This is a genomic window from Mesobacillus subterraneus, assembly GCF_020524355.2.
GTDB lineage: Bacteria > Bacillota > Bacilli > Bacillales > Cytobacillaceae > Mesobacillus > Mesobacillus subterraneus_C.
This window is the reverse complement of sequence record NZ_CP129019.1, coordinates 4,631,945-4,657,202: the sequence shown is the minus strand read 5'-3', so window position 1 is coordinate 4,657,202 and position 25,258 is coordinate 4,631,945. Positions and strand designations below refer to the sequence as shown.

At 45.9% G+C, this 25,258-nt stretch carries 20 protein-coding genes and 3 pseudogenes; 2 read left to right on the top strand and 21 right to left on the bottom strand.

The window, feature by feature from the left end; translation table 11 throughout:
* Positions 1-43: 43 nt before the first annotated feature.
* From LC048_RS24240 to LC048_RS24200, 9 genes and pseudogenes are all read right to left on the bottom strand, one after another.
* On the bottom strand, positions 44-487 hold the full coding sequence (locus LC048_RS24240; RefSeq protein WP_371931962.1) for a 3'-5' exonuclease: 444 nt from the start codon (positions 485-487) through the stop codon (positions 44-46).
* Between the two features lie 145 nt (positions 488-632).
* Entirely contained in the window at positions 633-2,519 is a 1,887-nt protein-coding gene (locus LC048_RS24235) for a DUF294 nucleotidyltransferase-like domain-containing protein (RefSeq protein ID WP_226602946.1), read from the bottom strand.
* Positions 2,503-4,170, bottom strand: a complete 1,668-nt coding sequence (locus LC048_RS24230; RefSeq protein ID WP_226602957.1) for a sodium:solute symporter family protein — start codon at positions 4,168-4,170, stop codon at positions 2,503-2,505. Before LC048_RS24230 ends, LC048_RS24235 begins: the two co-directional genes overlap by 17 nt.
* Positions 4,171-4,214: 44 nt before the next feature.
* A complete protein-coding gene (locus LC048_RS24225; RefSeq protein WP_226602959.1) occupies positions 4,215-4,517 on the bottom strand; it encodes a DUF4212 domain-containing protein in 303 nt (100 codons plus the stop codon).
* 265 nt (positions 4,518-4,782) lie between these two features.
* Positions 4,783-4,965 carry a hypothetical protein gene (locus LC048_RS24220; protein WP_226602961.1) on the bottom strand — a complete coding sequence of 61 codons (183 nt, stop codon included), beginning with the start codon at positions 4,963-4,965 and terminating at the stop codon, positions 4,783-4,785.
* A 334-nt stretch (positions 4,966-5,299) separates the two neighbouring features.
* On the bottom strand, positions 5,300-6,904 hold the full coding sequence (gene ggt, locus LC048_RS24215) for a gamma-glutamyltransferase (protein WP_306049004.1): 1,605 nt from the start codon (positions 6,902-6,904) through the stop codon (positions 5,300-5,302).
* A 278-nt stretch (positions 6,905-7,182) separates the two neighbouring features.
* Positions 7,183-8,445 (bottom strand): annotated as a pseudogene (locus tag LC048_RS24210) (peptidoglycan D,D-transpeptidase FtsI family protein).
* Positions 8,366-9,184 carry an NTF2-like N-terminal transpeptidase domain-containing protein gene (locus LC048_RS24205; RefSeq protein WP_306049002.1) on the bottom strand — a complete coding sequence of 273 codons (819 nt, stop codon included), beginning with the start codon at positions 9,182-9,184 and terminating at the stop codon, positions 8,366-8,368. The pseudogene LC048_RS24210 and the gene LC048_RS24205 overlap by 80 nt, the downstream one beginning before the upstream one ends.
* Positions 9,185-9,310: 126 nt before the next feature.
* Complete coding sequence (locus tag LC048_RS24200) at positions 9,311-10,228, bottom strand: stage II sporulation protein SpoIIQ (protein ID WP_226602968.1); 918 nt, start codon at positions 10,226-10,228, stop codon at positions 9,311-9,313.
* A 209-nt stretch (positions 10,229-10,437) separates the two neighbouring features.
* On the opposite strand from LC048_RS24200, the gene LC048_RS24195 reads away from it, so the two are divergent.
* Entirely contained in the window at positions 10,438-10,872 is a 435-nt protein-coding gene (locus LC048_RS24195; protein ID WP_226602971.1) for a VanZ family protein, read from the top strand.
* A gap of 297 nt (positions 10,873-11,169) precedes the next feature.
* Positions 11,170-12,159: a nuclease-related domain-containing protein gene (locus tag LC048_RS24190; protein ID WP_226602973.1), complete on the top strand. Its 990-nt coding sequence runs from the start codon at positions 11,170-11,172 to the stop codon at positions 12,157-12,159.
* A gap of 130 nt (positions 12,160-12,289) precedes the next feature.
* Here LC048_RS24190 and spoIID read toward each other — a convergent pair whose 3' ends face one another.
* The 12 genes and pseudogenes from spoIID to LC048_RS24130 form a co-directional block, all read right to left on the bottom strand.
* A complete protein-coding gene (spoIID, locus tag LC048_RS24185) occupies positions 12,290-13,318 on the bottom strand; it encodes a stage II sporulation protein D (protein WP_226602987.1) in 1,029 nt (342 codons plus the stop codon).
* 246 nt (positions 13,319-13,564) lie between these two features.
* The gene (gene murA / locus LC048_RS24180) at positions 13,565-14,872 is read right to left on the bottom strand and encodes a UDP-N-acetylglucosamine 1-carboxyvinyltransferase (protein ID WP_226602995.1); all 1,308 of its coding nucleotides are present in this window, start codon (positions 14,870-14,872) and stop codon (positions 13,565-13,567) included.
* A gap of 32 nt (positions 14,873-14,904) precedes the next feature.
* Positions 14,905-15,624: a YwmB family TATA-box binding protein gene (locus tag LC048_RS24175; RefSeq protein ID WP_226602998.1), complete on the bottom strand. Its 720-nt coding sequence runs from the start codon at positions 15,622-15,624 to the stop codon at positions 14,905-14,907.
* Between the two features lie 273 nt (positions 15,625-15,897).
* A complete protein-coding gene (locus tag LC048_RS24170; RefSeq protein ID WP_102264569.1) occupies positions 15,898-16,134 on the bottom strand; it encodes a DUF1146 family protein in 237 nt (78 codons plus the stop codon).
* A gap of 660 nt (positions 16,135-16,794) precedes the next feature.
* On the bottom strand, positions 16,795-18,315 hold the full coding sequence (gene nuoN / locus LC048_RS24165) for an NADH-quinone oxidoreductase subunit NuoN (RefSeq protein WP_226603001.1): 1,521 nt from the start codon (positions 18,313-18,315) through the stop codon (positions 16,795-16,797).
* Positions 18,287-19,843 carry a complex I subunit 4 family protein gene (locus LC048_RS24160; protein ID WP_306048997.1) on the bottom strand — a complete coding sequence of 519 codons (1,557 nt, stop codon included), beginning with the start codon at positions 19,841-19,843 and terminating at the stop codon, positions 18,287-18,289. The genes nuoN and LC048_RS24160 overlap by 29 nt, the downstream gene beginning before the upstream one ends.
* Positions 19,843-21,705, bottom strand: coding sequence for an NADH-quinone oxidoreductase subunit L (gene nuoL / locus LC048_RS24155; RefSeq protein ID WP_306048995.1), 1,863 nt, complete (start codon positions 21,703-21,705; stop codon positions 19,843-19,845). The genes LC048_RS24160 and nuoL overlap by 1 nt, the downstream gene beginning before the upstream one ends.
* A gap of 146 nt (positions 21,706-21,851) precedes the next feature.
* A pseudogene (gene nuoK / locus LC048_RS24150) lies at positions 21,852-22,167 on the bottom strand (NADH-quinone oxidoreductase subunit NuoK).
* The gene (locus tag LC048_RS24145) at positions 22,164-22,688 is read right to left on the bottom strand and encodes an NADH-quinone oxidoreductase subunit J (protein WP_226603017.1); all 525 of its coding nucleotides are present in this window, start codon (positions 22,686-22,688) and stop codon (positions 22,164-22,166) included. The pseudogene nuoK and the gene LC048_RS24145 overlap by 4 nt, the downstream one beginning before the upstream one ends.
* Positions 22,685-23,104: an NADH-quinone oxidoreductase subunit NuoI gene (nuoI, locus tag LC048_RS24140; RefSeq protein WP_023613591.1), complete on the bottom strand. Its 420-nt coding sequence runs from the start codon at positions 23,102-23,104 to the stop codon at positions 22,685-22,687. Before nuoI ends, LC048_RS24145 begins: the two co-directional genes overlap by 4 nt.
* 43 nt (positions 23,105-23,147) lie before the next feature.
* Positions 23,148-24,155 carry an NADH-quinone oxidoreductase subunit NuoH gene (nuoH, locus tag LC048_RS24135; RefSeq protein ID WP_226603019.1) on the bottom strand — a complete coding sequence of 336 codons (1,008 nt, stop codon included), beginning with the start codon at positions 24,153-24,155 and terminating at the stop codon, positions 23,148-23,150.
* A pseudogene (locus LC048_RS24130) lies at positions 24,155-25,256 on the bottom strand (NADH-quinone oxidoreductase subunit D). The gene nuoH and the pseudogene LC048_RS24130 overlap by 1 nt, the downstream one beginning before the upstream one ends.
* Positions 25,257-25,258: the final 2 nt, after the last annotated feature.

Below are 25,258 nucleotides of genomic sequence, written 5' to 3'. Positions count from 1 at the left end.
TAAGTCCCGCATATCATATGATGGAGCAATAAAGCCAATCATATCAAGTGTATCGATGGTGAACAGTTTTTTTTAGCGTCAGCTTTTCTCGCTTCAGCTCGGTTTTCAGCACAAGGTGATCGAAGCCGACATAATGCCCAACAAGGCAGACCGCTTTGTGTGACCCAACATAGTCAAAGAAGCCATGTATCGCTTCTGAAGCCACAGGTGCTTCGGCAACTTTTTCATTCGTAATCGATGTCAGCTCAATTATTTCCCGAGAAATTTGTCGCTCCGGGTTCACATATGTCTGAAAACGGTCATTTTCCATCACCTTCATCCCGCTTACCGGCACAGCGCCAATTTCAATGAGACGGTCAGTGGTCGCCACCTGGAATCCGGTCGTCTCCGTGTCGAAAACAACAAAAGTTAAGTCATCGATTTTAGTCGATAAAGGAATCTTTTCGTACATAAGCGGGCAGGAAATATTCTTTCGTTGAAAAAACATGCCAACCTCCTTTCAAACCACCTGTCTTCATTGACATTTTGCCAGGTTCCTTTCTGGTGTTCGAAGTGCCATGCTCGTCACAGCCTGACATTCACCAGATGTCTTTCTAGTAAAAATTTATGTCCCAGGACTTTGCCGTAAAGTATTACACTGAGAATCTGGCAAATACCATTCCCTGGAGCTCTCTTAGTGTTCGCAGGCTCAGGATTAGTTCATCTTTTTGTCTGGTTGACATGGTGGCGAATGATAGGACGGAGCTGCCGCCTTTATTTTCCCACCTTTGCCTGATATAAAGGTCGAGCACGTGGCTGAAGGCTTCTTTAAGGTCAGCTGTGAATCCTTTGGTAAAGATACCCTTTTCTTTAAAACTAGTGATTTTCTCCAGGGGCGTTCCCGGGATTCCTTCGTAATAGAGCGATAGAATTTGCAGACTGTGGTGGAAGGGAAACAAAACTTCCTTTTTCATATCTATGCTTTTCCGGCCGAGCTTGAAAAGGGCGCGTATCGGTTCATCCAATGTCGGGATTTCCTGCTCCTTTTCGGTCTGGACCATCCGGTAGAGGAAGATTTTTGACCGGTCAAGTAGTTCGGCGATTTTTGCTTCGAATTCCTGGTCTAGCGCTTGGCTCCCCGCTGCGAAACGATAGGAGAAAAAGTTATGCGCGAGCAGGAGATTGTCATTCGTGGACTGCAGCATCCATTTCCTGACGCGATCCTGCCATTGCTGAAGCGTCCCTCTCCATTGCTCCTCACTCGACATCATCAAGCCCTTGCATCGAGCGTAGCCAGCAGACTCCAGCATTGCAGTGATCTCCGCTCCTAATTTTTCAAAGTAGTCATGGTCATTTGTGTCTCCATACACTAGGAAATGATCCTGATCTGTCAGCATGAACTGTTCCCCGCGGCCCGCAGAACCCATTAAATAAAAGGCAAAAGGAGCTGGTGGCTCAAAACCTTTCTCCCGGAGTGCCTTAAGTGATAATTCGACTGCTCTTCCTATCAGCCGATCGTATAATTTCGTAATGATATCGAGCAATGCTAGAGACGGAACGCGGTCTCGTATCAGCGTTTCGGTAACTTCATAGATTGCTGCCCTGATCTCAGGAAGGCTCTTTTCATCGGATTCCTCGATTTTCTTTATTGTCCTCATTACACTGTCGTTCTTTTTCCGGAGCAAATCAGTCAGGGTAATGACTCCGGAAATTTTCCCATCATCGACCACGGGCAAATGCTTGATCCCGTTCAGCAAAATTTCCGATAGGGCATCGTAATAGTAAGCAAACCTGGAAATCGTCACAGGTTTCTCCGTCATCACAAGCCTGGATGGCTCTTCTACAGGAATCCCCTTCGCCACCACACGGCCGACAATGTCCCGTTCTGTTATGATCCCTTTCAATTCATGCTGGTCCATGACTAGCACCGAGCTTGTTTTATGACTGGACATCTTCAGTGCAGTTTCCTTGATGCTTGTTTCTGGAGATACGAAGGCTATTTCCTCAGTCATCAAATCCTGTACTCTGGCTAAAATCGTCTCTCCCTCACCAATTCCCTTCGCCATTTTCACCTGCTCTGCAAGTGAACCATAAACATCTTTCAGCCTGATTGAAACCTGGGACAGCAGGTAATCATGGACATCCTGATCATCCCATCTTTTTGCCAGTACGGAATAAGGGATCAGCAGTGCCTGGACATCTTCTACAGACCTGACCTCGACATTAGCCTGCGGTTTATCGGCATTCGTAAACCCGAGGAACTCTGCCAGACTTGAAAAACCTACAATTTCACCTTTTCGGATGACTTCAAGGACTTCTTCCTGTCCGGCGGCATTTTTCACGAACACCTCGGCAATTCCCTGTAAAATCAATAAAAGCCCCTGACGTGGAGTGTCCGTCTTGAGCAATATTTCTTTTTTTCCATAGGTAAGTGCTTCGCATTCCTCGACAAGGGAAAGGGCCGTGCGTTCATCCACTCCCTGGAACAGGGGATGGAACTGCACAGCCTTCCAAATTTCCTTATTAAGCTTTTGTTGCATCGTCATTCATCCAAACTTCGCCGTTCTTATAGGTCATCTGTTCAGGATAGCGAAGGTCGAGTACTTCCTCCTGAATTTTTTGCGAAGGTGCCGGAGTGGCAAGTGAAACAATGAAGTTCGCAAGGAATGCTGCTGTTGCACCGAATACTCCAGCACCAGTATCAATGATGCCAAGAATCGTGAAACCGCCGTATTTTGCCGCGAAAATGTATCCTAGTGTCACGGCAAGACCGACAAGCATACCTGCAACAACCCCTTGAGAATTTGAGCGCTTCCACCATACGCCAAGGATCAGTGCCGGGAAGAATGTTCCACTCGCGAGCGCGAAGGCCCAGGCAACGATTTGCGTGATGGCACCCGGAGGATCAAGGGCAACAAGACCGGCCAATACTGTGGCAACAACAATGGAAATACGAGCTACATTCAGGCGCGTCTTCTCTGTAGCATTTGGCTTCATGACACGATAGTAGATGTCATGTGCAAAAGCGGAAGAAATCGCGATCATCAAGCCACCGGCTGTAGAAAGGGCAGCAGCCATAGCGCCTGCCGCTACAAGACCGATGACGAACACTCCAAGGTTTGCGATTTCTGGAGTCGCCATAACAACGATATCATTGGAGATCATCAATTCGCTCCATTGAAGGACGCCATCTCCATTTCCATCAGCAACCTGAAGTTTTCCAGTATCAACCCAGGATTTCGTCCATGCAGGAAGCTCGCTGATTTTGCTGCCGGCAACCTTTGTCATTAGGATAAAACGCGAGAATGCTGCATAAGCAGGGGCAGACAGATAAAGCAAGCCGATGAATAGAAGTGCCCATGCGCCTGACCAGCGAGCAGCCTTCATTGTGGAAACTGTATAGAAGCGGACGATTACGTGCGGAAGTCCCGCCGTACCGGCCATCAAAGTAAACATCAGAGCAAGGAATTGCCACTTTGTGCCGTTTGTGAATGGCGCAAAGTATTCTGAAATGCCTAGTTCACGGTCAAGTTCACCCATTTTCCCGACCAGCTCACCATAAGAAAGCCACGGAAGCGCACTGTTTGTAAGCTGCAATGACATGAAAATAACCGGAATTAAATACGCAATGATCAAAATGATATACTGGGCAACCTGTGTCCAGGTGATTCCCTTCATACCGCCGAACGCTGCATATGTTGCGATCAAAACCACACCAATCATCGTGCCAAGCTTTGCATCGATTTCGAACAGTCGCCCGATAACCACGCCGGAACCGGAAAGCTGGCCGATCGAATAGGTGAAGCTGATGATGATCGTTGATATCGCCGCAATGACGCGGGCAGTGTGGCTGTTATATCGGTCACCGATAAATTCAGGAACCGTATATCGGCCGTATTTTCGCAGCTGTGGAGCAAGCAGGAATGTCAGCAGCAAATAGCCACCCGTCCAGCCCATGATATAAGCAAGGCCATCATAGCCGAGAAGCATAATCGTCCCAGCGAGTCCGATGAAGGAAGCGGCACTCATCCAGTCAGCGCCAATCGCCATCCCGTTGAAAACGGGCGGTACGCCGCGGCTGGCTACATAGAAATCAGATGTCTGCTTAGCTGTATTGTAAACCGCAATTCCGATATACAAAGCAAATGTAGCTAAAATAATAGATAATGAGACCAAGAATTGTGTATCCAAAGTTCTCCCCCTTATTCAAACGCTCTTTTTTCTTTCGCCGTGATTTAGTGATCCAGGCTCTTTCCTTCGCTCAGCTTCACGTTCTTCTCCTCATCAATCCCATACTTCCTGTCGATGCCATCACTCAGTTTGGCGTTGACAAACAGCAGGATGATGAACGTGACAATCGCTCCCTGCGCACCCATGAAATAATGGAATGGGAAGCCGCCGATTGAAAGTTCGCTTAGCGGCTCGGCAATCATTACGACTCCGAACGAAACGAGGAACCAGATAATGAAATAAATGATCATGTTACGGGTTCTTTCACGGAAATACGCGTCAGCAACTGACTTATCAATTTTCTTCACATTTACACCCCTTTGGTTTTGCTAATCCCCTTTGAATAATCCTTCATGAAATGACGACCTAGCATTAGAAAGCTTACTCCACTCCTTTTTTTATGGATTTGAATTATATGAACCTTGCGCCAGGCAAAGTTGATACCAATTAGAAAAGCGGAAGCGCCTTGGTCAGCCCCGACAAGCGTCTCGAGGCGTTAGGCGCTGAAGCTAGACACTAAAATAAGTTATAAATTTGTACATTCTAATAACTCGATAATGGATTCTGGGTGGATTAACTTAAGCTGAAGATGAATTTCACTGTTTCAAAAAAGGGAGCCGGGACCATGATAATCTGGATGAGGAAGTAGAGAAATATGCTTAGAAACGGGACTGCCAGATACATTGCCTTATTTTTCTTCAAGCCAAGGAAAAGACTTATGCCTGTGATCACTAGCAGGCCGATTAGAATGGTCACATTGATTCCTCCTGTGAAAAGAAATTTGCAGAGAGATGTATAAATATTTATTTAACTAAATCTTTAGAAAATTTAATTTAATTATCCATATAATGTCCAGGCAGGTCAATACGTTATTTCTAAAAAATGTAATCGTTTTCTATGTCGATATTTTTCCGGTCGTAGAAAAAACGTGAGTAACCGTAGGGATATACGGGGATATGAACAAGAAGAGTTTGTCGAAATTTTTTTTAGCTGTCCTGGTATTTTTCCCATAGTTTTGTATCGTTTGTAATGATTTTACAGAATAGTAAAAGGAACACTCGCCATGAGTGTTCCTTCATTAGATATTATATTACCAGCAGGCAATTGCTCCATCCGTCCTCATTTCCGTTCCGCCGGTCAGGACTCCCGTTTCAGGATTGCGAACGATCACCTGGCCGCGCCCGAAGCTTCCGCCATCATATGCTACCTTCATTTGATGCCCTCGGGCTGCGAGCTCCTTGACGATATAGTTCGGGAAGGTATGCTCCACTTCGATTTGTTTCCCTTCGATCCACTGCCAGCGCGGCGCATCAAGCGCAGCCTGAGGGTTCAAGCCGAAATCGATCATATTCATCGCCACCTGTACATGTCCCTGTGGCTGCATATAGCCGCCCATCACGCCGAATGGACCGACTGCCTGGCCATCTTTCGTGATGAAGCCAGGAATGATCGTATGGTATGTCTTCTTGCCCGGAGCAAGCGCGTTCGCATGGTTTGGATCAAGAGAGAAGTCATGCCCGCGGTTCTGCAGGCCGATCCCTGTTCCCGGAACGACAACGCCTGATCCGAAGCCCATATAGTTGCTCTGGATGAAGGAAACCATGTTGCCTTCACCATCGGCAGTCGACAGATATACCGTTCCACCTTTAGGAAGAGAACCAGGTTCAGGCATTCTCGCTTCGGCGCTGATTTTAGCCCGAGCATCCTCACCATACTGCTCTGATAGAAGATCCGCTACCTTCGCCTCCATCGTTTTAGGGTCGGTGACATATTCCTTGCCGTCCGTGAACGCCTGTTTCATCGCTTCAAGCTGAAGGTGGACTCCGTTCACGTCCTCGCGGTGGCTAAACTCATAACCTTTTAAAATATTCAACGCCATCAAGGCGACGATTCCTTGGCCGTTCGGCGGAATTTCCCAGGCCTCATAGCCACGATAGGAAACAGAGATTGGATCCACCCATTCAGGATGATAGTTTTCAAGGTCAGATTTCCTGAGGAAGCCGCCCGCTTTTTCAGACGCTTCAGCGATTCTATCAGCAAGGGCACCTCTGTAAAAGCTCTCCCCATTACTTTCAGCGATTTCCTGGAGAGTTTTTGCATGATCCTCAGATTTCCACATTTCGCCCACTTCTGGAACCTTTCCTTCAGGTGCGAAAATGCGGAACCACTCTTCGTACTCTTCTCCCTGGAAGCGATTCTTGTATGCCTTGAAGGCACCCTTCCAATATTTTGCGAGAATAGGAGTCAGCGGATACCCATTGCGCGCATAGTCAATTGCTGGCTGCAGTACCTCAGTAAGCGGCAGGCGACCGAATTTTTTCGACAGCTCTACCCATGCTGATGGTGCTCCCGGGACTGTAACCGGAATCCAGCCATGTGAAGGCATTTTTGCATGGCCAAGCTCTTTCACTTTCTCAATCGAAATCGATTGTGGCGCAGGACCGCTAGCATTCAAGCCATACAGCTTATCTTTCACCCACACAAGCGCGAAAGCATCGCCGCCAATCCCGTTTGAAGTCGGCTCGACGACTGTCAGGCAAGCCGCCGTCGCAATTGCCGCATCAATCGCATTGCCGCCCTTTTTTAGAATATCAAGCCCAACCTGCGCAGCAAGCGGCTGAGAAGTAGCAACCATCCCATTGCGAGCGACCGTCGCCATCCGCTGGGAAGGAAAAGGATATGTATGTAAAGACATTTAGATTCCCCCAATGTTTATTCGTCTTACGAAATATTATAGCAAAAAGGCTGAAAATTCTAAATGATAAATCCTTAAATATTGCTAATGCCTGAAAAATTCCCTTTTCGGTAATAAATCTCTCGGCTATGATTCCTATTTTCTCTGCAATGTTAATTAATCTCTCAAGAAAAAGCGATATTCTCTCAATAAAAGAAATTTTCTCTCACACAATTTGATAATCTCTCGTTATTCCATATAACGGAAGAAAAAGCCCGGCCTGCTCCGGCCGGACTTTCCTACATTCCATTCTGCAATCTCAACTCATAAAATTCCTTCACTCGCGTCACAACGTCTTTTGAACCTGAATCCTCAATCATCATCGCGACGATCATGTCTGTGGATTTGGGATTGTAAGCGACGAACCAGCCGAGCTCCCTGCCTTTACCGCCTTGCTTCTCCTTGATTTCCGCTGTGCCTGTTTTACCGGCGAGCGGATAGTTGGCGATTTGCGCGTTGTGCGCCGTTCCTTTTGGATCGGTGACGACCTTTGTCAGCATGTTGCTGATTGCAGCGGCATTTTCCGCGCTGACCAGGCCTTCCTTCCACACCTGCCCTTGCTCATCCTCCATATTGAGAATTGGCTTGATCAGGTTGCCCTCGTTTGCAAATGGTGAATATGTCGTTGCAAGATGCAGGATATTCATTTCAATCTGTCCCTAGCCATAAGCAGAGTCTGCCAGGCTTATTTCACTATTAATTTTGCCTATTTTAGACGCCTCGATTGGATAGAGATATTCTGGCTGGTCTTCAAAGCCGAATTTCTTCAGGCCTTCTGTAAACGTATCCTGACCCATCCCGAGCGCTGCCTGAGCGAAATAAATATTGTCTGAGTAGATGAGCGCTTTTTCAAGGTTAATATTCCCTACTACATTCGAATACCTCGTCACTTTGTAGCCGCCCCAGGAAGCATCCTTACTCCACTGCTTATCGGTGATTTCATAAGCAGTATCCATCTGGAGCTTTCCGCTCTCAAGTCCGATTGCCGCTGTAAGTGGTTTGATCACAGAGCCCGGTACATAGGTCTGTTTAAATCTATTAAACATCGGCTTAAGCGGATCATCCTCTTGCATTTTCCGCTTGTTTTGCGAGATTCCGAGCGCCATTTCATTCGGATCGAATCCTGGCGCACTGACCAATGCCAGTGTCTCACCGGTAGTCGGATTGATTGCCGATGCGGTACCCGCTTTTCCTTTTAGCTGGTCGTATAATTGCTGCTGGGCTACTACATCGATTGTCAGCTTGACATCCTTCCCGTTTTCCACCGGTTTTTCAGCAAGTGTTTTGACGGTGCCATCCTCTTTTACAATCGAGATTCTGACTCCGTTTATTCCCTTCAGTTGTTCTTCGAGAACCTGTTCAAGGCCGCGGCGGCCAATGAGGTCGGTTGCGGTGTAGCCTTTGCCTTCCAGTTTTTCAAGGTCATCGGCAAGGATTGGACCGACATAACCAATCAAGTGGGACAAAGCCTCTCCGTAAGGATACTCGCGAGCCCCCACCATCTGGCTGGTCACTCCTTCGAGCGCAAATAAATTTTTCGTGAAGCCCTTTATTTGTCTTCGAAACTTTTTTCAGCGGGACAAACAAATCAGGTTTTACCCACCCTGCATTCATTGCCTTGTTGATTTGCTCCTCTGACATTTCTAAAAGCTCCGCAAGCTTGGTGATTGTCTTCTCTTTTGGTTCCCCTAACTCACCTGGGACCACTCCAACTTGGACAGCCGTCCCATTGATCGCAAGTCCATTTCCCGCGCGGTCAAGGATGCTGCCGCGTTCTGCCTGGACATTCTTGAAACTGATTTTATCCCCTGCTTCTAGTTCAGGAAAGATATATGATGTGTTCCAATCGACATACCAATTTGTTTCTTTTTCTCGTTCTTCTTTTACAAGAGTAGCATTGTGGTCGAATTCGATTGGACCAGCGGCGCTATTCATTTTTGCTGAAAAAGGAAGCTCTGCGTTTTCTTCATGTTCCTGCTCTTCCTCAGGCTGCTTATAGCTCACCTTCAGCTCATTGATCTCTAAATCTTTGTGAATTTTATTATATCGAGAGACGAATTCCTCCTTGGAGATGGAATCCTTCGCTTTTTCTGATAAAAATCCGTACATCTCATCAAACTTTTGATCATTCCATAGCTTTACGTACTGGGAAAACCTTTCTTCGGGGGTCATTTCCTTGCTGCAGCCGGAAATGATGACGGCAATTACGACCGACAAGAGTATAATTAATGCCCGTTTCATATGTATCCCTCCTCTTGTCTGATTTTACCATAGAATTGACAATTAGATAAGTTTGGAGTATTTCCTATTAATCCAATAAAAAAACCCGCCTTTATAGCTAGGCAGGTTCCAAAATTTTATTTTTTATTAAGAGTTGGTTGAAGTATCAGAGTCAGTTGAAGAGTCTTTGTCTTTATCTTCTCCTGCATCTTTATCTTCGTCTTTTTTATCAGAGCCGCCTTCAGCAGGCTTGTCTTCTGCTGGAGTTGTACCTTCAGCATCTTCCTGTGAGCTTCCTTCAACGTCTTCTTCAGCACCATCTTCAGACTTGCCTGCATCTGCATCAGAAGAAGCTTTCTCTTCTGTCACATTTGCATCCCGCAATGCGCTTAGAGGCTTGTTGAAGAACTCATGCGGATTGACTGGTACATTGTCCTTGCGGATCTCAAAGTGTACGTGGTTGCCAGCCTTCTCATTGATCAGGCTTGTTCCTGATTTCGCAATGACTTGTCCTTGCTCAACCTGGTCGCCAACCTTCACTTGATAGTCTTTCACTGACTGATATTGTGTTACAATACCTTTGTCATGCTCGATTTCAATGACGTTTCCAAGCACTGCATCTTCCATGACATTTGTGACAGTACCGCTTAGTGACGCGATTACATCAAATTCCTTGCCATCCTTTGTAGCAATGTCCAGTCCAGTGTTCGGATGGTACGTATTATCATAGAACACTAGAGCTGCTTCTTGCTCAGCCGCGTCGCCGTCATTGTCATAGAATCCCATTTGGACGACTGCATCATCTTCATTGACCACTGGCATTACAAAGTTCTCCATCGCGCGGTTCACTTCAACTGCTGGCTGGTCATTCATCTTTTTACCAGGCATGTCAGTCGCTTTGTATTCCGACTGATCCAGCTGATCGGTTCCGCTGTTTTGATACCATAGGACACCAGTTAAAATGATTGCGGCACTAGCAATATAAACTGTTGGATACACCCACCGCTTCTTGAAAAAGCTGTTCTTGCTTTTGTCTTGAGAAGATCTTTTTTCTTCCTCTCTCATTTTCATCACCTCAGCAATCAGTTTGAACAGAAGCGAAAAAATATATACATAGAGTTGAAAAATTTTTTACTGCTTATTTTTCGACAAAGGTAAGAATTTTATGCAAAAAGGTTTTTTTGTGTGTTTGAGGGATTTTAGATGCAGTTTTTCCCGGGGTTGAATTCACACTTCGCCCTGTTCGGGTTATTACTATAAAGTGAGGTTATTACATGAAAAAGGTATTAGTATGGTTTTTACGTATTCTTCCGCTGCTCTATATGGCAGCAATCTGGATCATGTCCAGCAATCCTGCAGACGCCTTGGTTGAGCTGCCGAATCAAGGGCTGGACCGTTTTATAAAAGAATCGCTCCACCTCGTTGAGTTCGGAATCCTGTACGTGCTGTTCGTTTTGGCTGCGTTAACGACCGGGCGCTTCACACCAGTGATGAGCTTTGCCTTCATGGGCGCGGCGATCCTTTACGGACTGCTAGACGAGGTCCATCAAAGCTTCGTCCCGTACCGATCCGCGACCTTGATTGATTTTATAAAAGACGTAATTGGGGTTTTAGCGGCGTCACACTTCATCCACCATGCCAGCTTCAGCGGAAAGTTTGAGCGGTTGGGGAGGGTTTTACGCGAGATTGAGGAGAGAGTTCGGGTATAGAGGACTCGCTAAATCTCAGGTAAAAAACAATTACGGTTTTTAAGGGGCTGGCCTTGTTATTAAGGCTGGCTTTTTCTTAGATTATCGTTTTTTGTAGTCAACGGGGATTATTTCATCCTTAACGGGGATTATAACTGATACAACGGGGATTAAACCGCCATCAAGGGGGATTATCCAAGTCGCAACAGGGATTAAAACCTACAATTCACATAATGTACAATTATAGATACGGAACTAGGCAGGTTTTCATGCTGAATAATGGAATTTGTCCTAAAAAGCAACTTAAGGAGTGATATTTTGATAAAAAAAGAAAGAGGATATCCTATTCGTCTCCGTATGTATGAGGCTATCTTCAATAGAATCCATGACAATCATCCAAAACTCTTACAAATCGAGCAAGATTATAAAGGTTGGCGTTCTGGTTACAAAGGGGAATTGCAAACTGACTACCGTTTAAGCTTTTTGCCTGAAAAAGGCTACTATATATTCCGCGATTTGCGGCTTGCTGATGGCCCTTGGCACTTTCAAATGGACACCCTCATATTAACTCTTCGATACATCCTACTGATTGAAACGAAAAATCATTCAGGTATACTCTTCTTCGATAAAGATTCTAATCAAATGATCCAAACCAAAGAAGACAAAGAAAAAGCGTATGATAGTCCCGTTCTACAGGTTAAAATGCAATCCCGGCATCTAAAAAGATGGATAAATGAGCATAAGTTTAGATTACCTCCCGTTTACCACCTTGTGGTTATCAGTAACTCTTCCACAGTTATTCGAACCAATGATCGGTCGTTAAATAATATTGTAGTGAAAGGAGATGTATTGTTAAATCGAATAAACCAGATTGACTCCAACCATTCCGAAGAGTTTCTTTCTGAAAAAGACCTAAAAAAATTCTCAAATCTTCTTTTAAAAAAGCATACTCCACAGCGTCCGGATTTATTAATGTATTACTCCCTTACAAGCTTTGATTTTCATAAAGGGGTTCAGTGTCCTGCTTGTTCGACTTTTGGGATGACACGCATGAAGTGGCATTGGGTTTGCCCACATTGTGGACATTCATCTAGAACTGCTCATCATGGAGCAATATTAGACCACTTTCTTCTCTTTAAGCCTACCATGACAAATCAAGAATTTAGACACTTTGCAAACATTCCTTCGATAAAGACTGCAAATCGGATGTTATCTTTTATGAACCTCCCACACACAGGCACCAAAAAAGGCCGCATCTACCACATGCCCCCTGACATCGAAGCATTCTTCAATTCCGGGAAAAAATAATCGACATATACCATACTGAATCCCGCAAAAAGATAAAAGTTACCCAAGCATAACTCAATCGCGCTAAAAAGCCAGGGCTGCTCTTCGCCCTGGCCACGTCATTATTCGTTTTTGCAAAAGCAGCCTGCTATTATTTCTTCGCCGTCACCTTTGTCAGCATGCTCTCTGCTTCACTGATCTCGACGCCTTTGTAGTAGTGTTTGACGATGTCCTGATAGTTCTTGCCTTCGGTGGCCATGCCGTTAGCTCCGTATTGGCTCATGCCGACGCCGTGGCCGAAGCCTTCGGTGGTGATGACGACGTTGCTGCCTTTTAGTTCCCAGCTGAAGTCGCTTGAGCGGAGTCCCAGCTTTTCACGGACTTGCTTTCCTGTGAGTACCTTGCCGCCGATATCAATTTTCGCGACGCGGTTGCCTGATGTTCTGGAGATGACTTTGCCAATCTCTGGTGAGTCCGGGAGCTTGACGCCGAGTTTTGATTCCACCTCAGCGACCGTCATCACCGACTGACTGCGGAACTTCGGAGAATCTAAATCCCACGGACTTTCCACACTTCGCAAATACGGCAATGAATTTGCCCAGTATTCCTCTGAGTTCTCAGTAAAGCCATTCGATGTTGAGAAGAAGGTGGCATCGATCGGCGCACCGTCAAATGTGAGAACCTGGCCATCAGTGGCCTTCACAGCCTCGGCGATTTTCTTGATCTTCCATTTGTAGTCGACGCCCCATTGCTTTTTCAATTCATCTTTATTTTTAAATACCTGGTGGATTTCTGTATCATTCAACTGGGCGCCTTCGGGTACGCCTACTTTATTTGGGCTCAGCATTTGTTTTACATAATATGTTCTTGCTGACAGCGCCTGAGCCTTCAATGCCTCTAGCTCGAACTCAGCAGGCATCTCAGCAGCAACGACACCGATCAGGTATTCATCAAGCGGAAGCTTCTCTGTCTTGGACAATGCTGTCCTGTAAACAGCTACCTCAACAGCCGAGTCTGCAGTCGGGACAGCGGCAGCATCTTTTGCCTCACTTTGCAGCTCTTCCCCAAGTTTTCCGCCTGCCTTTTCTTCCATAAAAGGGAGGACAAGCAAGGATGGGATTAGGAGTGTGACGGCGAATAGAATTGCAGCTAGTACGATGATTGGTTTGAATTTTAACATAGAAAAAGCCTCCATTATGAAATTAATCCGGTCGAAACCGTCTCATTCCATTCATATGGAGGCGGACATGCTTTTATGACATAAATCGAAAATGCATATAGTTCTGTCGAAAGTCTCATAATAAGTCGGGCAAAACTAATTCACGAAATTGGACTAAATTTTCGGGCTCAATTCGCCCACATAAAATCAAAGAACCGCAGAACTATACGTTAAAGCACAATTCTCCGGTTCATTGAGTAGTAATATTTATGCGTTCATGTCTGAGACTAATTTATCAGTTACTGCCTGTTCTTCTACTTCGCTGACGCGTTCGATGTCTGCACCAAGTGCTGCAAGCTTCTGATGGAAGTCCACATAGCCGCGGTCCAGGTGATAAAGCTCTGTTACGCGAGTCATTCCATCTGCTACAAGGCCAGTCAGGATCAATGATGCTGCGGCACGCAGGTCAGTTGCTGCCACTTCTGCTCCCTGAAGGTTAGATGGTCCGTTCATGATGACAGAGCGGCCATCGATTTTGATGTTTGCGTTCATGCGGCGGAATTCTTCCACGTGCATGAAGCGGTTTTCGAAAACAGTTTCAGTGATCATGCTTGTTCCCTGGGCACGCAATAGCAATGCCATCATCTGGGACTGCATATCTGTCGGGAAACCAGGGTGCGGCATCGTCTTGATGTCGACTGCTTTCAATTTTTCAGGTCCGATGACACGAAGACCGTCTTCTTCTTCAATGATGGTAACACCCATCTCTTCCATCTTGGCAACCAATGAAGAAAGATGTTCCGGTACAGCGCCTTTTACAAGGACGTTTCCGCCAGTGATGGCAGACGCAACCATGAAGGTTCCTGCTTCAATTCGGTCAGGAATGATGTTGTGATCAGCACCGAACAGTACTTCCACACCTTCAATCTTGATTGTGCCAGTGCCAGCGCCTTTTACCTTTGCTCCCATTTTGTTCAGGAAGTTTGCAAGGTCGACAATTTCTGGTTCTTTTGCGACGTTTTCAATGACTGTTGTGCCTTTTGCAAGGACAGCTGCCATCATAATGTTTTCCGTAGCACCAACGCTAGGGAAATCAAGGTATATTTTAGCTCCATGCAGACCATCGACTGCTTCGGCTTCGATAAAACCGTTACCTACCTTGACTGTAGCACCCATTGCTTCAAAGCCTTTAAGGTGCTGGTCGATAGGACGGGAACCGATTGCGCAGCCGCCTGGCAATGCTACGCGAGCACGGCCATTCCTGGCAAGCAGGGATCCCATTACTAATACAGAAGCACGCATTTTACGAACATATTCAAAAGGTGCTTCTATTTTTAACTCTCTGGATGCATCTACTGTAATCGTGTTATTTTCAAACTCCACTACGGCGTTTAAAGAACGTAATACTTCGTTGATGGTATATACATCGGAGAGAGTTGGCACATCACGAATTACGCTTTTTCCGTCACTTGCTAATAATGTTGCAGCGATAACAGGCAAGACGGCATTCTTAGCTCCTTCAACCTTTACAGAACCGCTTAGCCTTTGTCCGCCGCGGACGATGATTTTTTCCAAGTGTATTCCCCTCCGCGTCCAATTTCTCTATATTAATATTCAATCGTTATGATGGGTGTGCCAACTACGAGGGTAGTCTTTGCGCCCAATCGATCAGTTTTCCGTAATCCAAGCTGCATATTCATCTCATGGTCATTGCTTAAAGAGTTGTCGAACAAAGGTGAAACGGCGGATGTGGAAATAAATAAGTCCTCTTCCAATCCTTCGACTTCCTCGGCTTGAAAAGCCTTTAGCAATTTAGTTTTATAAACAGGTAAAGCCGATTTTATCTTATCACTGATATCGCCTTCAATACAAGAGAAAGTTGTGGCATTTCCTCGAAAAATGTCAAATATTCTGCCTGGTAAATTTTTGTTTAAAAAGGTTTCTGTATTTTTATTCCAATATTGACCTCTGACCTCATACATCACATACGTATGTACCGAGCCCTTTGTGTCGGTAGAAACAATTTTAATTTTTTCTTGCAGCTCTTGAGACTCTGACACAGCGATAACTTCACTATCGCTGCTTTCCCATGTCCAATTTGGAAACTGGGTCATCAAGTCCTTCACCAATGTATCGACATTTTTTTCGTCCAGTGTTTCCCTTGCATAAACAGACCAACCAGTGATTAAAATATTTTCGTCCTGCAAAACCGAGGCCAGAGTTTTTATTTCATGATCAGCGTCAGCTACAGTCGTCTTATTCCCAGCTTGAAGCACAATAAAACCAATAATGCCAAAAATTGATAAAATATATGGTATCTTCTTCATATGTTTGTCACTCTCCCCTTAATACCATTCTTACCAGGAGAGCAAATCGCATACTTGGGAATTCTCGTCACTTTTTGACATCATTCTATGTACCAACTTTGCCGGGTGTTCATTGTTTGTGAAAAAACAAACATGCCTACGCAAAAAAACAAGCACAAAGACAATAATACTCAACATTTACCGTTTTGGAAACATGTATGAAGACCTAATTTTTTACCAATTTGTTTAGAACGAACATTTTTTTAAACGAACAGAAGATGAGCTAAAAGTTCTTTACTGAAAAATCATCGGAAGCTGCTGTGACCATTGGAGGTAATCAAGGAAGAAATTACTTACTGTGGATCCCAGTGCGATGGATGCAAGAATATATAAGACACGGGCTTGAAGAACATGGTTAGCCCGAAGCAGCTTATCAAATTGGAGTGCTTGAAGAGCCCACCATGAAATGGCGATAAAAACAAGATGCGTTAGGATGCTGGTCAGCGCGAAGCCGCCAAAACCTGTGATCATAATTTGTCCCCCCTTATCATGTCTATCTTAACATAAACTTGATGATTACCTGTTATTTAGACGCATCTGACTTCGGAAAGTTTCACTACTTAGAAGGATAATTAATCCTGTTTTTTTCAAGGGCATATATTCGTTCCTCTTGTGACCGAAATGGCACATATTTATCTCTCTTGTGACCGAAACTCGCTCTCTCCTCACTTTTCGGGCACATATTTCTCTCTCTTGTGACCGAAACTCGCTCTCTCCTTACTTTTCAGGCACATATTTCTCTCTCTTGTGACCGAAACTCGCTCTCTCCTTACTTTTCGGGCACATATTTATCTCTCTTGTGACCGAAACTCGCTCTCTCCTTACTTTTCGGGCACATATTTATCTCTCTTGTGACCGAAACTCGCTCTCTCCTCACTTTTCAGGCACATATTTCTCTTTCTTGTGACCGAAGCTCGCTCTCTCCTTACTTTTCGGGCACATATTTCTCTCTCTTGTGACCGAAACTATCCTTTAACCATAAAAATCGCAAAATACCACCCCATAAAAAAACTGGCCCAGCAATGATAGCAAGGCCAGCTGAATTTACCCCTTTGTTTCCATGAATAAATTTTCCCCAAAACCCAAACATGTTTTGTGCTTTGCTTACTTCACAGTTTCCGAAGTGATGGTCTACCTCATGAAATCCACGAACTGATTGAAGTTACTGTGCATGAAGTCGATTGCCAGGTTTGGCATGATTCCGAACAGGATCGTTCCGACTACGGTGATCAGGATGACGGCTATTGTTCCTGCTGGCAGCTGGATTTTATCGTCGTTTGCTGCCGGACGGAAGAACATTTGTGTCATGACTCCAAAGTAGTAGAAGTAGGATACGACTGTTGTCGCAATCATGATTGATACAAGAACGTAATGTGCCTGATTGACCATCAATGCGCCCATGAAGATGTTCAGCTTACCGATGAAGCCAGCTGTACCGGGGATTCCTGCGAGTGACAGGATGAAAATCCCCATTCCCACTGCCAGTAGCGGTGAGCGGCGGTAGAGGCCGGCGAAATGGCTGATATCCTCTGAGCCAGTTTTCATAGTGATCAGCTGAATGATGGCGAATGCGCCGAGATTCATTAAAACGTAAGCAAGCATGTAGAACCAGATTGCATCGAAGGTCACGAATGACATGGCTGTCAAAGCGACAAGGATGTAACCGGCATGCGCGATACTTGAGTAAGCGAACATGCGCTTGATGTTACGCTGTCTTAAGGCGACGACGTTACCAATGATCATTGTTGCTCCAGCCAGGAATGCGATGTAATCCTGAACTGCGAACAGAAGCGGAATTGGCTGTCCATCTTCTTGTGAGACAGGAATATAGCCAAAAATGGATAACAGGATACGAAGGATGATGACAAATCCAGCTGTTTTTGAGACGACGCTCAGGAACGCAGTCACTGGAGTTGGTGCTCCTTCATATACATCTGGTGCCCACATATGGAATGGAGCGGATGCCAGCTTGAATGACAGGCCGACAAAGATCATAAAGAATGCCAGTCCAAGAATGTAAATGTGCTGAGGGTCACTCAGACCTCCAAATACTTGAGCGATTCCTTTTAAATTGGTTGTTCCGGCGATTCCGTAAACATAGCTCATACCGAACAATGTGATTGCAGAAGAAATTCCGCCGTTAATTACATATTTCATTGCCGATTCATTCGATTTCAGGTTACGCTTGCGCATACCTGCAAGGACGTAAGACGGAATGGACAGCAATTCTAGACCGACGAACAATGTGATCAAGTCGCCGCTTGATGCCATGAACATCGTACCAAGCAAGGCAGTAAGGAACAGGTAGAAAAATTCTCCCTTGTATTCCTCAAGTCCATCATTCGTCCTGTAGTCAATCGCCAACAGCATGACTAGCGCCGCTCCTAAAAGGAGGATCAGCTTGAAGGCGATTGCGAACGAATCCAATCGGAATGTATCGTATAGTATCGATGTGGTTTCAGTACCAATCAGCGAAACCAGTGAAACCAGCGCCAGTACCACACCTGCAAAACCGGCCCAGCCAAGGACTTTCCGGTCGACATGCTTGGGCATGAATAAATCAGCAACTGATAAAATTGCAATCATGCCAAGGATGATGAATTCCGGAGTCATCGTTCCCCAATCAAATGATAGAAGTGTATCTAAATCCATCCTTCATCACCCCCCCTATTCCCATCATGATAGTTTCTAATGTTGCCTGAAGCGGTTCACTAAGAACGGCTGGATATACACCGATCAGGACGATTAAGCCGACAAGTACTAACACCGGTGCCCATTCGAATGAGCGTATGTCAGACACTCCGACAAACTCGCGCTCCGCATTGCCATATGTGATCGCAAGCACTGCGCGAAGCAGGTAAACGGCTGTCATGATGATGCCGATTGTACCAACTGCTGCAAGGACAGGCATTTCTTCGAATAGTCCAAGGAATGCCATGAATTCACTGACGAATCCTGACATGCCAGGCAATCCAAGCGATGCCATCGCGCCTGCAAGCAAGAAGCCTGATGCAAGCGGCATTCCTTTTGCCATTCCGCCCAGATTGGCAAGCGTTGTCGTGTGCGTGCGTTCATAAAACACACCGACAAGGAAGAACAGTAATGCTGAAATCAGACCGTGTGATACGACCTGGAAAATAGCTCCCTGGATTCCTGCCTCATTTAATGCTCCAAGTCCGATTAAAACGATTCCCATATGGGAAATAGAAGAGTAAGCAAGGACCATTTTGAAATCTGTCTGGATAAAAGCAAGGAACGCTCCGTATAAAAGGTTAATGACACCCAATACCGCAAGCAGCACGGCCAATTCCGCAAATTGTTCAGGGAAGATTCCCATTCCGAAGCGAATTAGACCGAATGCACCGATTTTCAGCAAAATTCCTGAGTGAATCATGACGATTGACGGTGGCGCTTCAACGTGGACGCGCAGCATCCAGCTGTGGAGCGGGAAGATTGGCAGCTTGACACCGAATGCGACAAGCAAGGCGATCAATAATCCCATTTTCAACGATTCGGAAACAGGTGCGAACATTGGCACGCCTTCTGTATTCATCATGACAGACAGCATATCGATATTTGATGTGCCTGTTCTTGAGAACAGCACCATGATGACAATCAGCAGGATCGCTGAGCCAAGGCCGTTATAAATCAAGAAGCTGTAAGCAGCCTTTTCTTTTTCGTAATAGCCCCATTTACCAATCAGGAAGAACATCGGGATCAAGGTGATTTCAAAGAACAGGAAGAACAGAATCAAGTTTTGTGATGTGAATACTCCTAGCATCCCGATTTCGAGCAGCAAGAACAGCATGTAGTAGCCTTTCCATTCTTTTTTGATATGGAAAGACGCGATTGCCGCAAGCGTCGCGATCACTGCTGTGAGCACCACCATGATCAAACCGAATCCATCGATGCCAAGTTCGTAGTTCACCGCGAACATTCCCTGCTGCTCAGCACCCTGGCCGCCGAATTGGATCCAGCGGAATTTTTCCGAAAAATTAGCAAGTTCATTGCCGCCGCGATATGAAAAGTATGCGATCAACGCAAGAATCAATGACGGCAGAGTTGCCAATACGCCAAGCATTTTGATACCTGATTCATTTGTTTTTGGCATGAATGCCAAAAGCAGGATTCCTAGTAAAGGGGAGAATACCAGTAAGGTAAGAAAATAGTTGAAATCCATTATAAATACCCCCCTGTCAACGCATAGATGACGATCAGGACTGCAAGGTCGACAAAGGCGATGGTGCCGTAAGTCTGTACCTGGCCGTTCTGGATTTTCGCACCGGTTTTACCAAGTCCCTGAACAGCTGCTGTTGTCAGCTTTACGAGTCCCTCAACAAGGAAGACCTCGATGAACCGCAGGAACAAGCTGATTCCTTTCACAGCAAACACGATGCTTTGATTGTAAATCTCGTCGATATAGTACTTATTTTTCACGATGCCATAGGCAATTGGCGCTCTACTGGACAGCCAGTCGCGAGATATCGACTTCTTGCTGTACATCATCCATGCAAGAAGGATGCCGAGAAGGGAGACAGCAGTCGCGACAATCATGATCCAGCCTGGAGCTTCGATATGTCCGTGGCCAAGTGCTTCATTGCCTTCAACAAGCCAGTCACCAAGGAATGTGCCGAACCAAGGTGTATTGACATAACCAGCTACAACAGCCAATACAGCCAGGACCACCATAGGCATTGTCATGACGGATGGCGATTCATGAACATTCTTCATTTCGCTGCGCGCCTCGCCGGTGAACACCATGAAGAACAAACGGAACATATAGAATGCTGTGAAGAACGCCGCGATCACTGCGAGCCAGAACAACGGGTAATTGCCGTGTGCCCATGCAGCAACCAAAATTTCATCTTTACTGAAAAAGCCTGAGAACAATGGGACACCACTGATGGCCAGCGTTCCGATCAGGAACAGCGGTCCAGTGAATGAAAGCTTTTTCCAAAGCCCGCCCATTTTTTCAATATCCTGAGTATGTACAGCATGGATAACGCTACCTGCTGCAAGGAATAACAACGCTTTAAAGAACGCGTGAGTCATCAAGTGGAATACTCCGGCAACATAACCGGCAGATCCTAATGCAAGCATCATATAGCCAAGCTGGCTGACAGTCGAGAACGCAAGCACTCGTTTGATGTCAGTTTGGACAAGGCCGATCGTTGCCGCAAAAATTGCCGTGAAGGCACCTATGATCGCTACAGTCAGCATAGCTGTTTCGCTCGCATTGAACAGCGGGAACAGCGATGCAACCAGATATACACCGGCCGCAACCATCGTCGCTGCGTGAATTAACGCAGAAACTGGCGTCGGGCCTTCCATCGCGTCTGGAAGCCATGTATGAAGCGGGAACTGACCTGATTTACCAACTGCACCGATGAAAATCAGGATTGCAGTCAGGGTAATCATCGTTCCAGAAATAGCGCCTTCTTCTACCGCAGCGAAAATTTCATCATATTCGAAGCTGCCAGTTTGCCAGAATAAAAGAATCATCCCGATCAGCAGCCCGACATCCCCGATACGGGTCATGATGAAGGCTTTCTTTGCAGCCGCTTTGGCGCTTTCTTTGTAAAAATAGAATCCAATCAACAAGAATGAACCTACACCGACCAATTCCCAGAAAATATATGTCTGCAAAAGATTCGGCGAGATTACAAGACCAAGCATTGCAAAAGTAAATAGTCCTAAGTATGCATAGAAAACCGGGAAGCGCTCATCACCATGCATATATCCTTTTGAATAAGTATGCACAAGGAAACTGACAAGAGACACGATCACCAGCATCAATGCGTTTAATTGATTTACTTCAAAGCCCGCAGTTAGTTCCAGATTCCCTATTGTCAGCCAAACGGCTTCAGCTTTGAATGTAGACTCCGAAAAGCGCTCGATCAGCACAAGGATGGAGTATACAAGAGAGGCAAGCGTCGCAAGAATCCCAACGAATGCGCTCGCTTCTTTAAGCTTTTTACCGAACAGCAGCAGGAATAGAAAGGATACAAGCGGGAACAGCGGAATGAGCCAAGCATTCTCCATTAATATCACAATCCCCTTTTTTGAACGTGCGCTATCTATCATATATACGCCCGTCAGATTGAGGCCCCGTCTTTCACGGGGCAGTCCAGCTACAAGAAATCATCTGATTTCAGCGGCAAATGCCGCCTATGAAAAATCCATCAATCCTAATTTTTCAACTGATTCATATCATCAATATTGACACTTCTGCGGTTGCGGTAAAGCGAAATCAGAATTGCAAGTCCTACCGCTACTTCAGCTGCTGCTACCGCAATGGAGAACAGCGCGAAAACCTGGCCAGTGATCGAAGGGTTCACTCCGTATTTACTGAAGGTTACGAGATTGATATTGACCGCATTAAGCATTAACTCGATGGATATCAACACAATAACTGTGTTCTTTTTTGTCAGTGCGCCGTAAAGGCCGATGCAAAAAAAGAATAAGTGCAAGAGCTAGATAGGCTGAAACCGGAACAGAACTCATTCCTGATCACCCTCCTTTTCGTCATCCTTGCGCGCAAGTACGATTGCGCCTACGAGCGCAGCAAGCAGGATCACGGATGTCAGTTCAAACGGGATAATGTAATGCGAGAACAGCGATACCCCGATTTGTTCTGTATTGTTTTCATGAAGTGTATTTGGAACTGCTTCGAAATTCAAATCGTAAATTCCGAAATAAACAGCGGCGCCAAAACCAATTACGCCAAGCAGCAGTGCAATCTTGCGCAGCATACCGCCTTTTGGTTCAGCATCGTCACCATGGTGGCGGGTAAGCATGATTCCGAAAAGCATCATGATCGTGATAGCCCCGGAATAGATCATTACTTGGATGACCGCCAGGAATTCAGCGGACAAGAGCACATAAATACCTGCAATACTGACGAAAGTAAAGACGAGCGCTACGACCATGTGGATCACCTTGGTGAGGTTTAATAAAAGCACGCCGCCGATTACCGCCACTAAAGCAAGTGACATAAACGCAAAGAATTCGCCTGTTAACGTCATGCTTTATTCACCTTCCGTATATTCTCATCATTTTCGTCAAGCCATTCCAGGTTCTTGAATAAATCATCCCGGCTGTATTCAGCAAGCTCAAAGTTGTTCGTCATGATGATCGCTTCAGTCGGGCAAACTTCTGTGCACAGGTCACAGAGGATGCATAGTTCGAAGTTGATATCATACGTATCAATGATTTTGCCTTTTTTCGTTGGATCAGGATGCTTTTTACCAGTCAAGTTAATGCAATCGGTCGGGCAAATATTGGCACACTGGTTGCAGACGATGCATTTTTCAGGATAAAACTTCTGGATCCCGCGGAATCTGTCAGGAAGCGGAATCGGTTCATTTGGATAATCGTAAGTCAGCTTTTCGCGAGTCAATTGTTTAAGGGTATAAGCTAATCCTTTAGTCCATCCTAGCACGTAATTCACCCCTTTAATGCAGGAAGCAATACTGCTCCCGTTCCTATTTTAGAAAAAATTCTTTAATCAAAGCAGTTAGGAAGATGTTTGCCAGCGCGACCGGCAGTAGCACTTTCCATGCGAATTCCATCAATTGGTCGGCGCGGATACGCGGGAACGTAGCACGGAACCAAATGAGGATATAGACCACTACGCTGAACTTGAGCGCGAACCATACAGCTCCTGGAATGAAGCCGAGGAATGGCAGCGGCAGCCAGCCTCCAAGGAATAATACAGTGATCAACGCAGACATTGCGAACATATACACATATTCAGCAAGCATGAACATCGCCCAGCGGAAGCCAGAGTACTCTGTGTGGAAACCGGCAACAAGCTCGTTTTCCGCTTCAGCAAGGTCGAATGGAACCCTGTTCAATTCGGCAGTAGCAGCGATGAAGAACACGATGAATGCGATTGGCTGCCATAAGATGAACCAGCCACTTTCACCTTGTGCCGCAACAATCTCATTAAGATTGAGGCTGCCTGTCAACAGGACGATTCCAAGAACGCTCATGACTAGCGGGATTTCATAGGAAATCATCTGTGCCGCGGCACGCATTCCGCCAAGCAATGAGTATTTGTTGTTGGATGCCCAGCCTGCCATCAGCATGCCGACGATCGTCAGACCTGAAATGGCGATGTAATACAGGAAGCCGACATTCAAGTCAGCAAATTGCAATTTATCCGTCAAAGGAATCGTCGCCATGACCATGAAGGACGGCGCGAACGCGATGACCGGTGCGATAATGAACAGCGGCTTATCCGCTGCTTTTGGAATTAAGTCTTCTTTTACAAGTAGCTTTACAACGTCGGCAACGGATTGCAAAAGACCCCATTTACCGCCGACATGGGATGGACCGTAACGGCCCTGCATGAAACCAAGCACTTTCCGCTCTGCCAGAATTGCCATTGTTACGAATCCAAGGATTACGAACAGCAGGACGACAGCAAGGACGAAGAAGATACTAAAGTTCATAAGGCCAGCGCTTGATTCGAGTAGCTCCTGAACCATTATCCGTCTACCTCCCCAAGAACGATATCAACCGCTCCTAAAATTGCAATCAGATTTGAGATGCTTTCACCTTCGAGCAGTTTAGGGAGGATTTGCAGATTGTAGAAGCTCGGTCGTCTGAACTTGAGACGGTATGGCTCTTTCTTGCCATCGCTTGATATGTAACAGCCGATCTCACCTCGGGAGCCTTCGATCCGGACAAACGCTTCCCCTTTTGGAGCCTTGATGATTTTTGGAACCTTGGCTATGATTTCTCCGTCTTTCGGGAATTGCTGCACAGCCTGTTCGATGATTTTCAGAGATTCTTCGATTTCACCCATCCTTACATGGTAACGGGCAAGCGCATCGCCTTCGTCTCGAGTGACTACGTCGAAGTCGAAGCGGTCATAAATTGAATACGGCTCATCTTTGCGCAAATCCCATTTCACGCCTGTAGAGCGCAGGTTCGGGCCGCTCAATGAGTAATTGATTGCGTCTTCCTTTGTATAAGTACCAATGTTCTTTGTACGGTTAAGGAAGATTTCGTTTCCTGATACAAGCTGGTGGTAGCCTTTCAACTGGCCTCTCAAGTAAGGGACAAAATCTGCCACCTTTTCGATCCAGCCTTCCGGAGCATCCCACTTGACGCCGCCTACACGCATGTAGTTGAACGTCAGACGAGCACCAGACAGTTCATTCAGCAGGTTCAGGATCATCTCGCGGTCACGGAATGCGTAAAGCAAAGGGCTTGTCGCACCGAAGTCGAGGATGAATGTTCCCCACCACAGCAAGTGGCTGGCAACCCTGTTCAATTCCATCGCCAGGATCCTTAGGTACTCAGCACGTTCAGGAACCTGTAAGCCCATCATCGTTTCGACAGCATGGACGATTACATAGTTATTCGTCATCGCCGATACATAGTCCATCCGGTCTGTATACGGAATGATTTGTGTATATTGAAGGTCTTCGGCAAGCTTTTCAGTCCCGCGGTGCAAATATCCGATAACTGGCTTTGCTTCAACGATGATCTCACCGTCTATTTTCAGAACGAGGCGGAATACACCGTGTGTACTAGGGTGCTGCGGGCCCCACGTTCAAGAGCATTTCTTCTGTGCGTATCACGG

Coding starts and splice junctions, on each gene's coding strand:
- nuoL (WP_306048995.1), bottom strand. CDS start 21,705: ATGGAGAATGCTTGGCTCATTCCGCTGTTCCCGCTTGTATCCTTTCTA.
- LC048_RS24175 (WP_226602998.1), bottom strand. CDS start 15,624: ATGAAGAAGATACCATATATTTTATCAATTTTTGGCATTATTGGTTTT.
- LC048_RS24240 (WP_371931962.1), bottom strand. CDS start 487: ATGTTTTTTCAACGAAAGAATATTTCCTGCCCGCTTATGTACGAAAAG.
- LC048_RS24145 (WP_226603017.1), bottom strand. CDS start 22,688: ATGACGTTAACAGGCGAATTCTTTGCGTTTATGTCACTTGCTTTAGTG.
- LC048_RS24195 (WP_226602971.1), top strand. CDS start 10,438: ATGAAAAAGGTATTAGTATGGTTTTTACGTATTCTTCCGCTGCTCTAT.
- LC048_RS24205 (WP_306049002.1), bottom strand. CDS start 9,184: ATGAAACGGGCATTAATTATACTCTTGTCGGTCGTAATTGCCGTCATC.
- nuoN (WP_226603001.1), bottom strand. CDS start 18,315: ATGGATTTAGATACACTTCTATCATTTGATTGGGGAACGATGACTCCG.
- LC048_RS24160 (WP_306048997.1), bottom strand. CDS start 19,843: ATGGATTTCAACTATTTTCTTACCTTACTGGTATTCTCCCCTTTACTA.
- spoIID (WP_226602987.1), bottom strand. CDS start 13,318: ATGTTAAAATTCAAACCAATCATCGTACTAGCTGCAATTCTATTCGCC.
- nuoH (WP_226603019.1), bottom strand. CDS start 24,155: ATGGTTCAGGAGCTACTCGAATCAAGCGCTGGCCTTATGAACTTTAGT.
- ggt (WP_306049004.1), bottom strand. CDS start 6,904: ATGTCTTTACATACATATCCTTTTCCTTCCCAGCGGATGGCGACGGTC.
- LC048_RS24235 (WP_226602946.1), bottom strand. CDS start 2,519: ATGCAACAAAAGCTTAATAAGGAAATTTGGAAGGCTGTGCAGTTCCAT.
- LC048_RS24200 (WP_226602968.1), bottom strand. CDS start 10,228: ATGAGAGAGGAAGAAAAAAGATCTTCTCAAGACAAAAGCAAGAACAGC.
- LC048_RS24170 (WP_102264569.1), bottom strand. CDS start 16,134: ATGATCACAGGTTTTGGCGGCTTCGCGCTGACCAGCATCCTAACGCAT.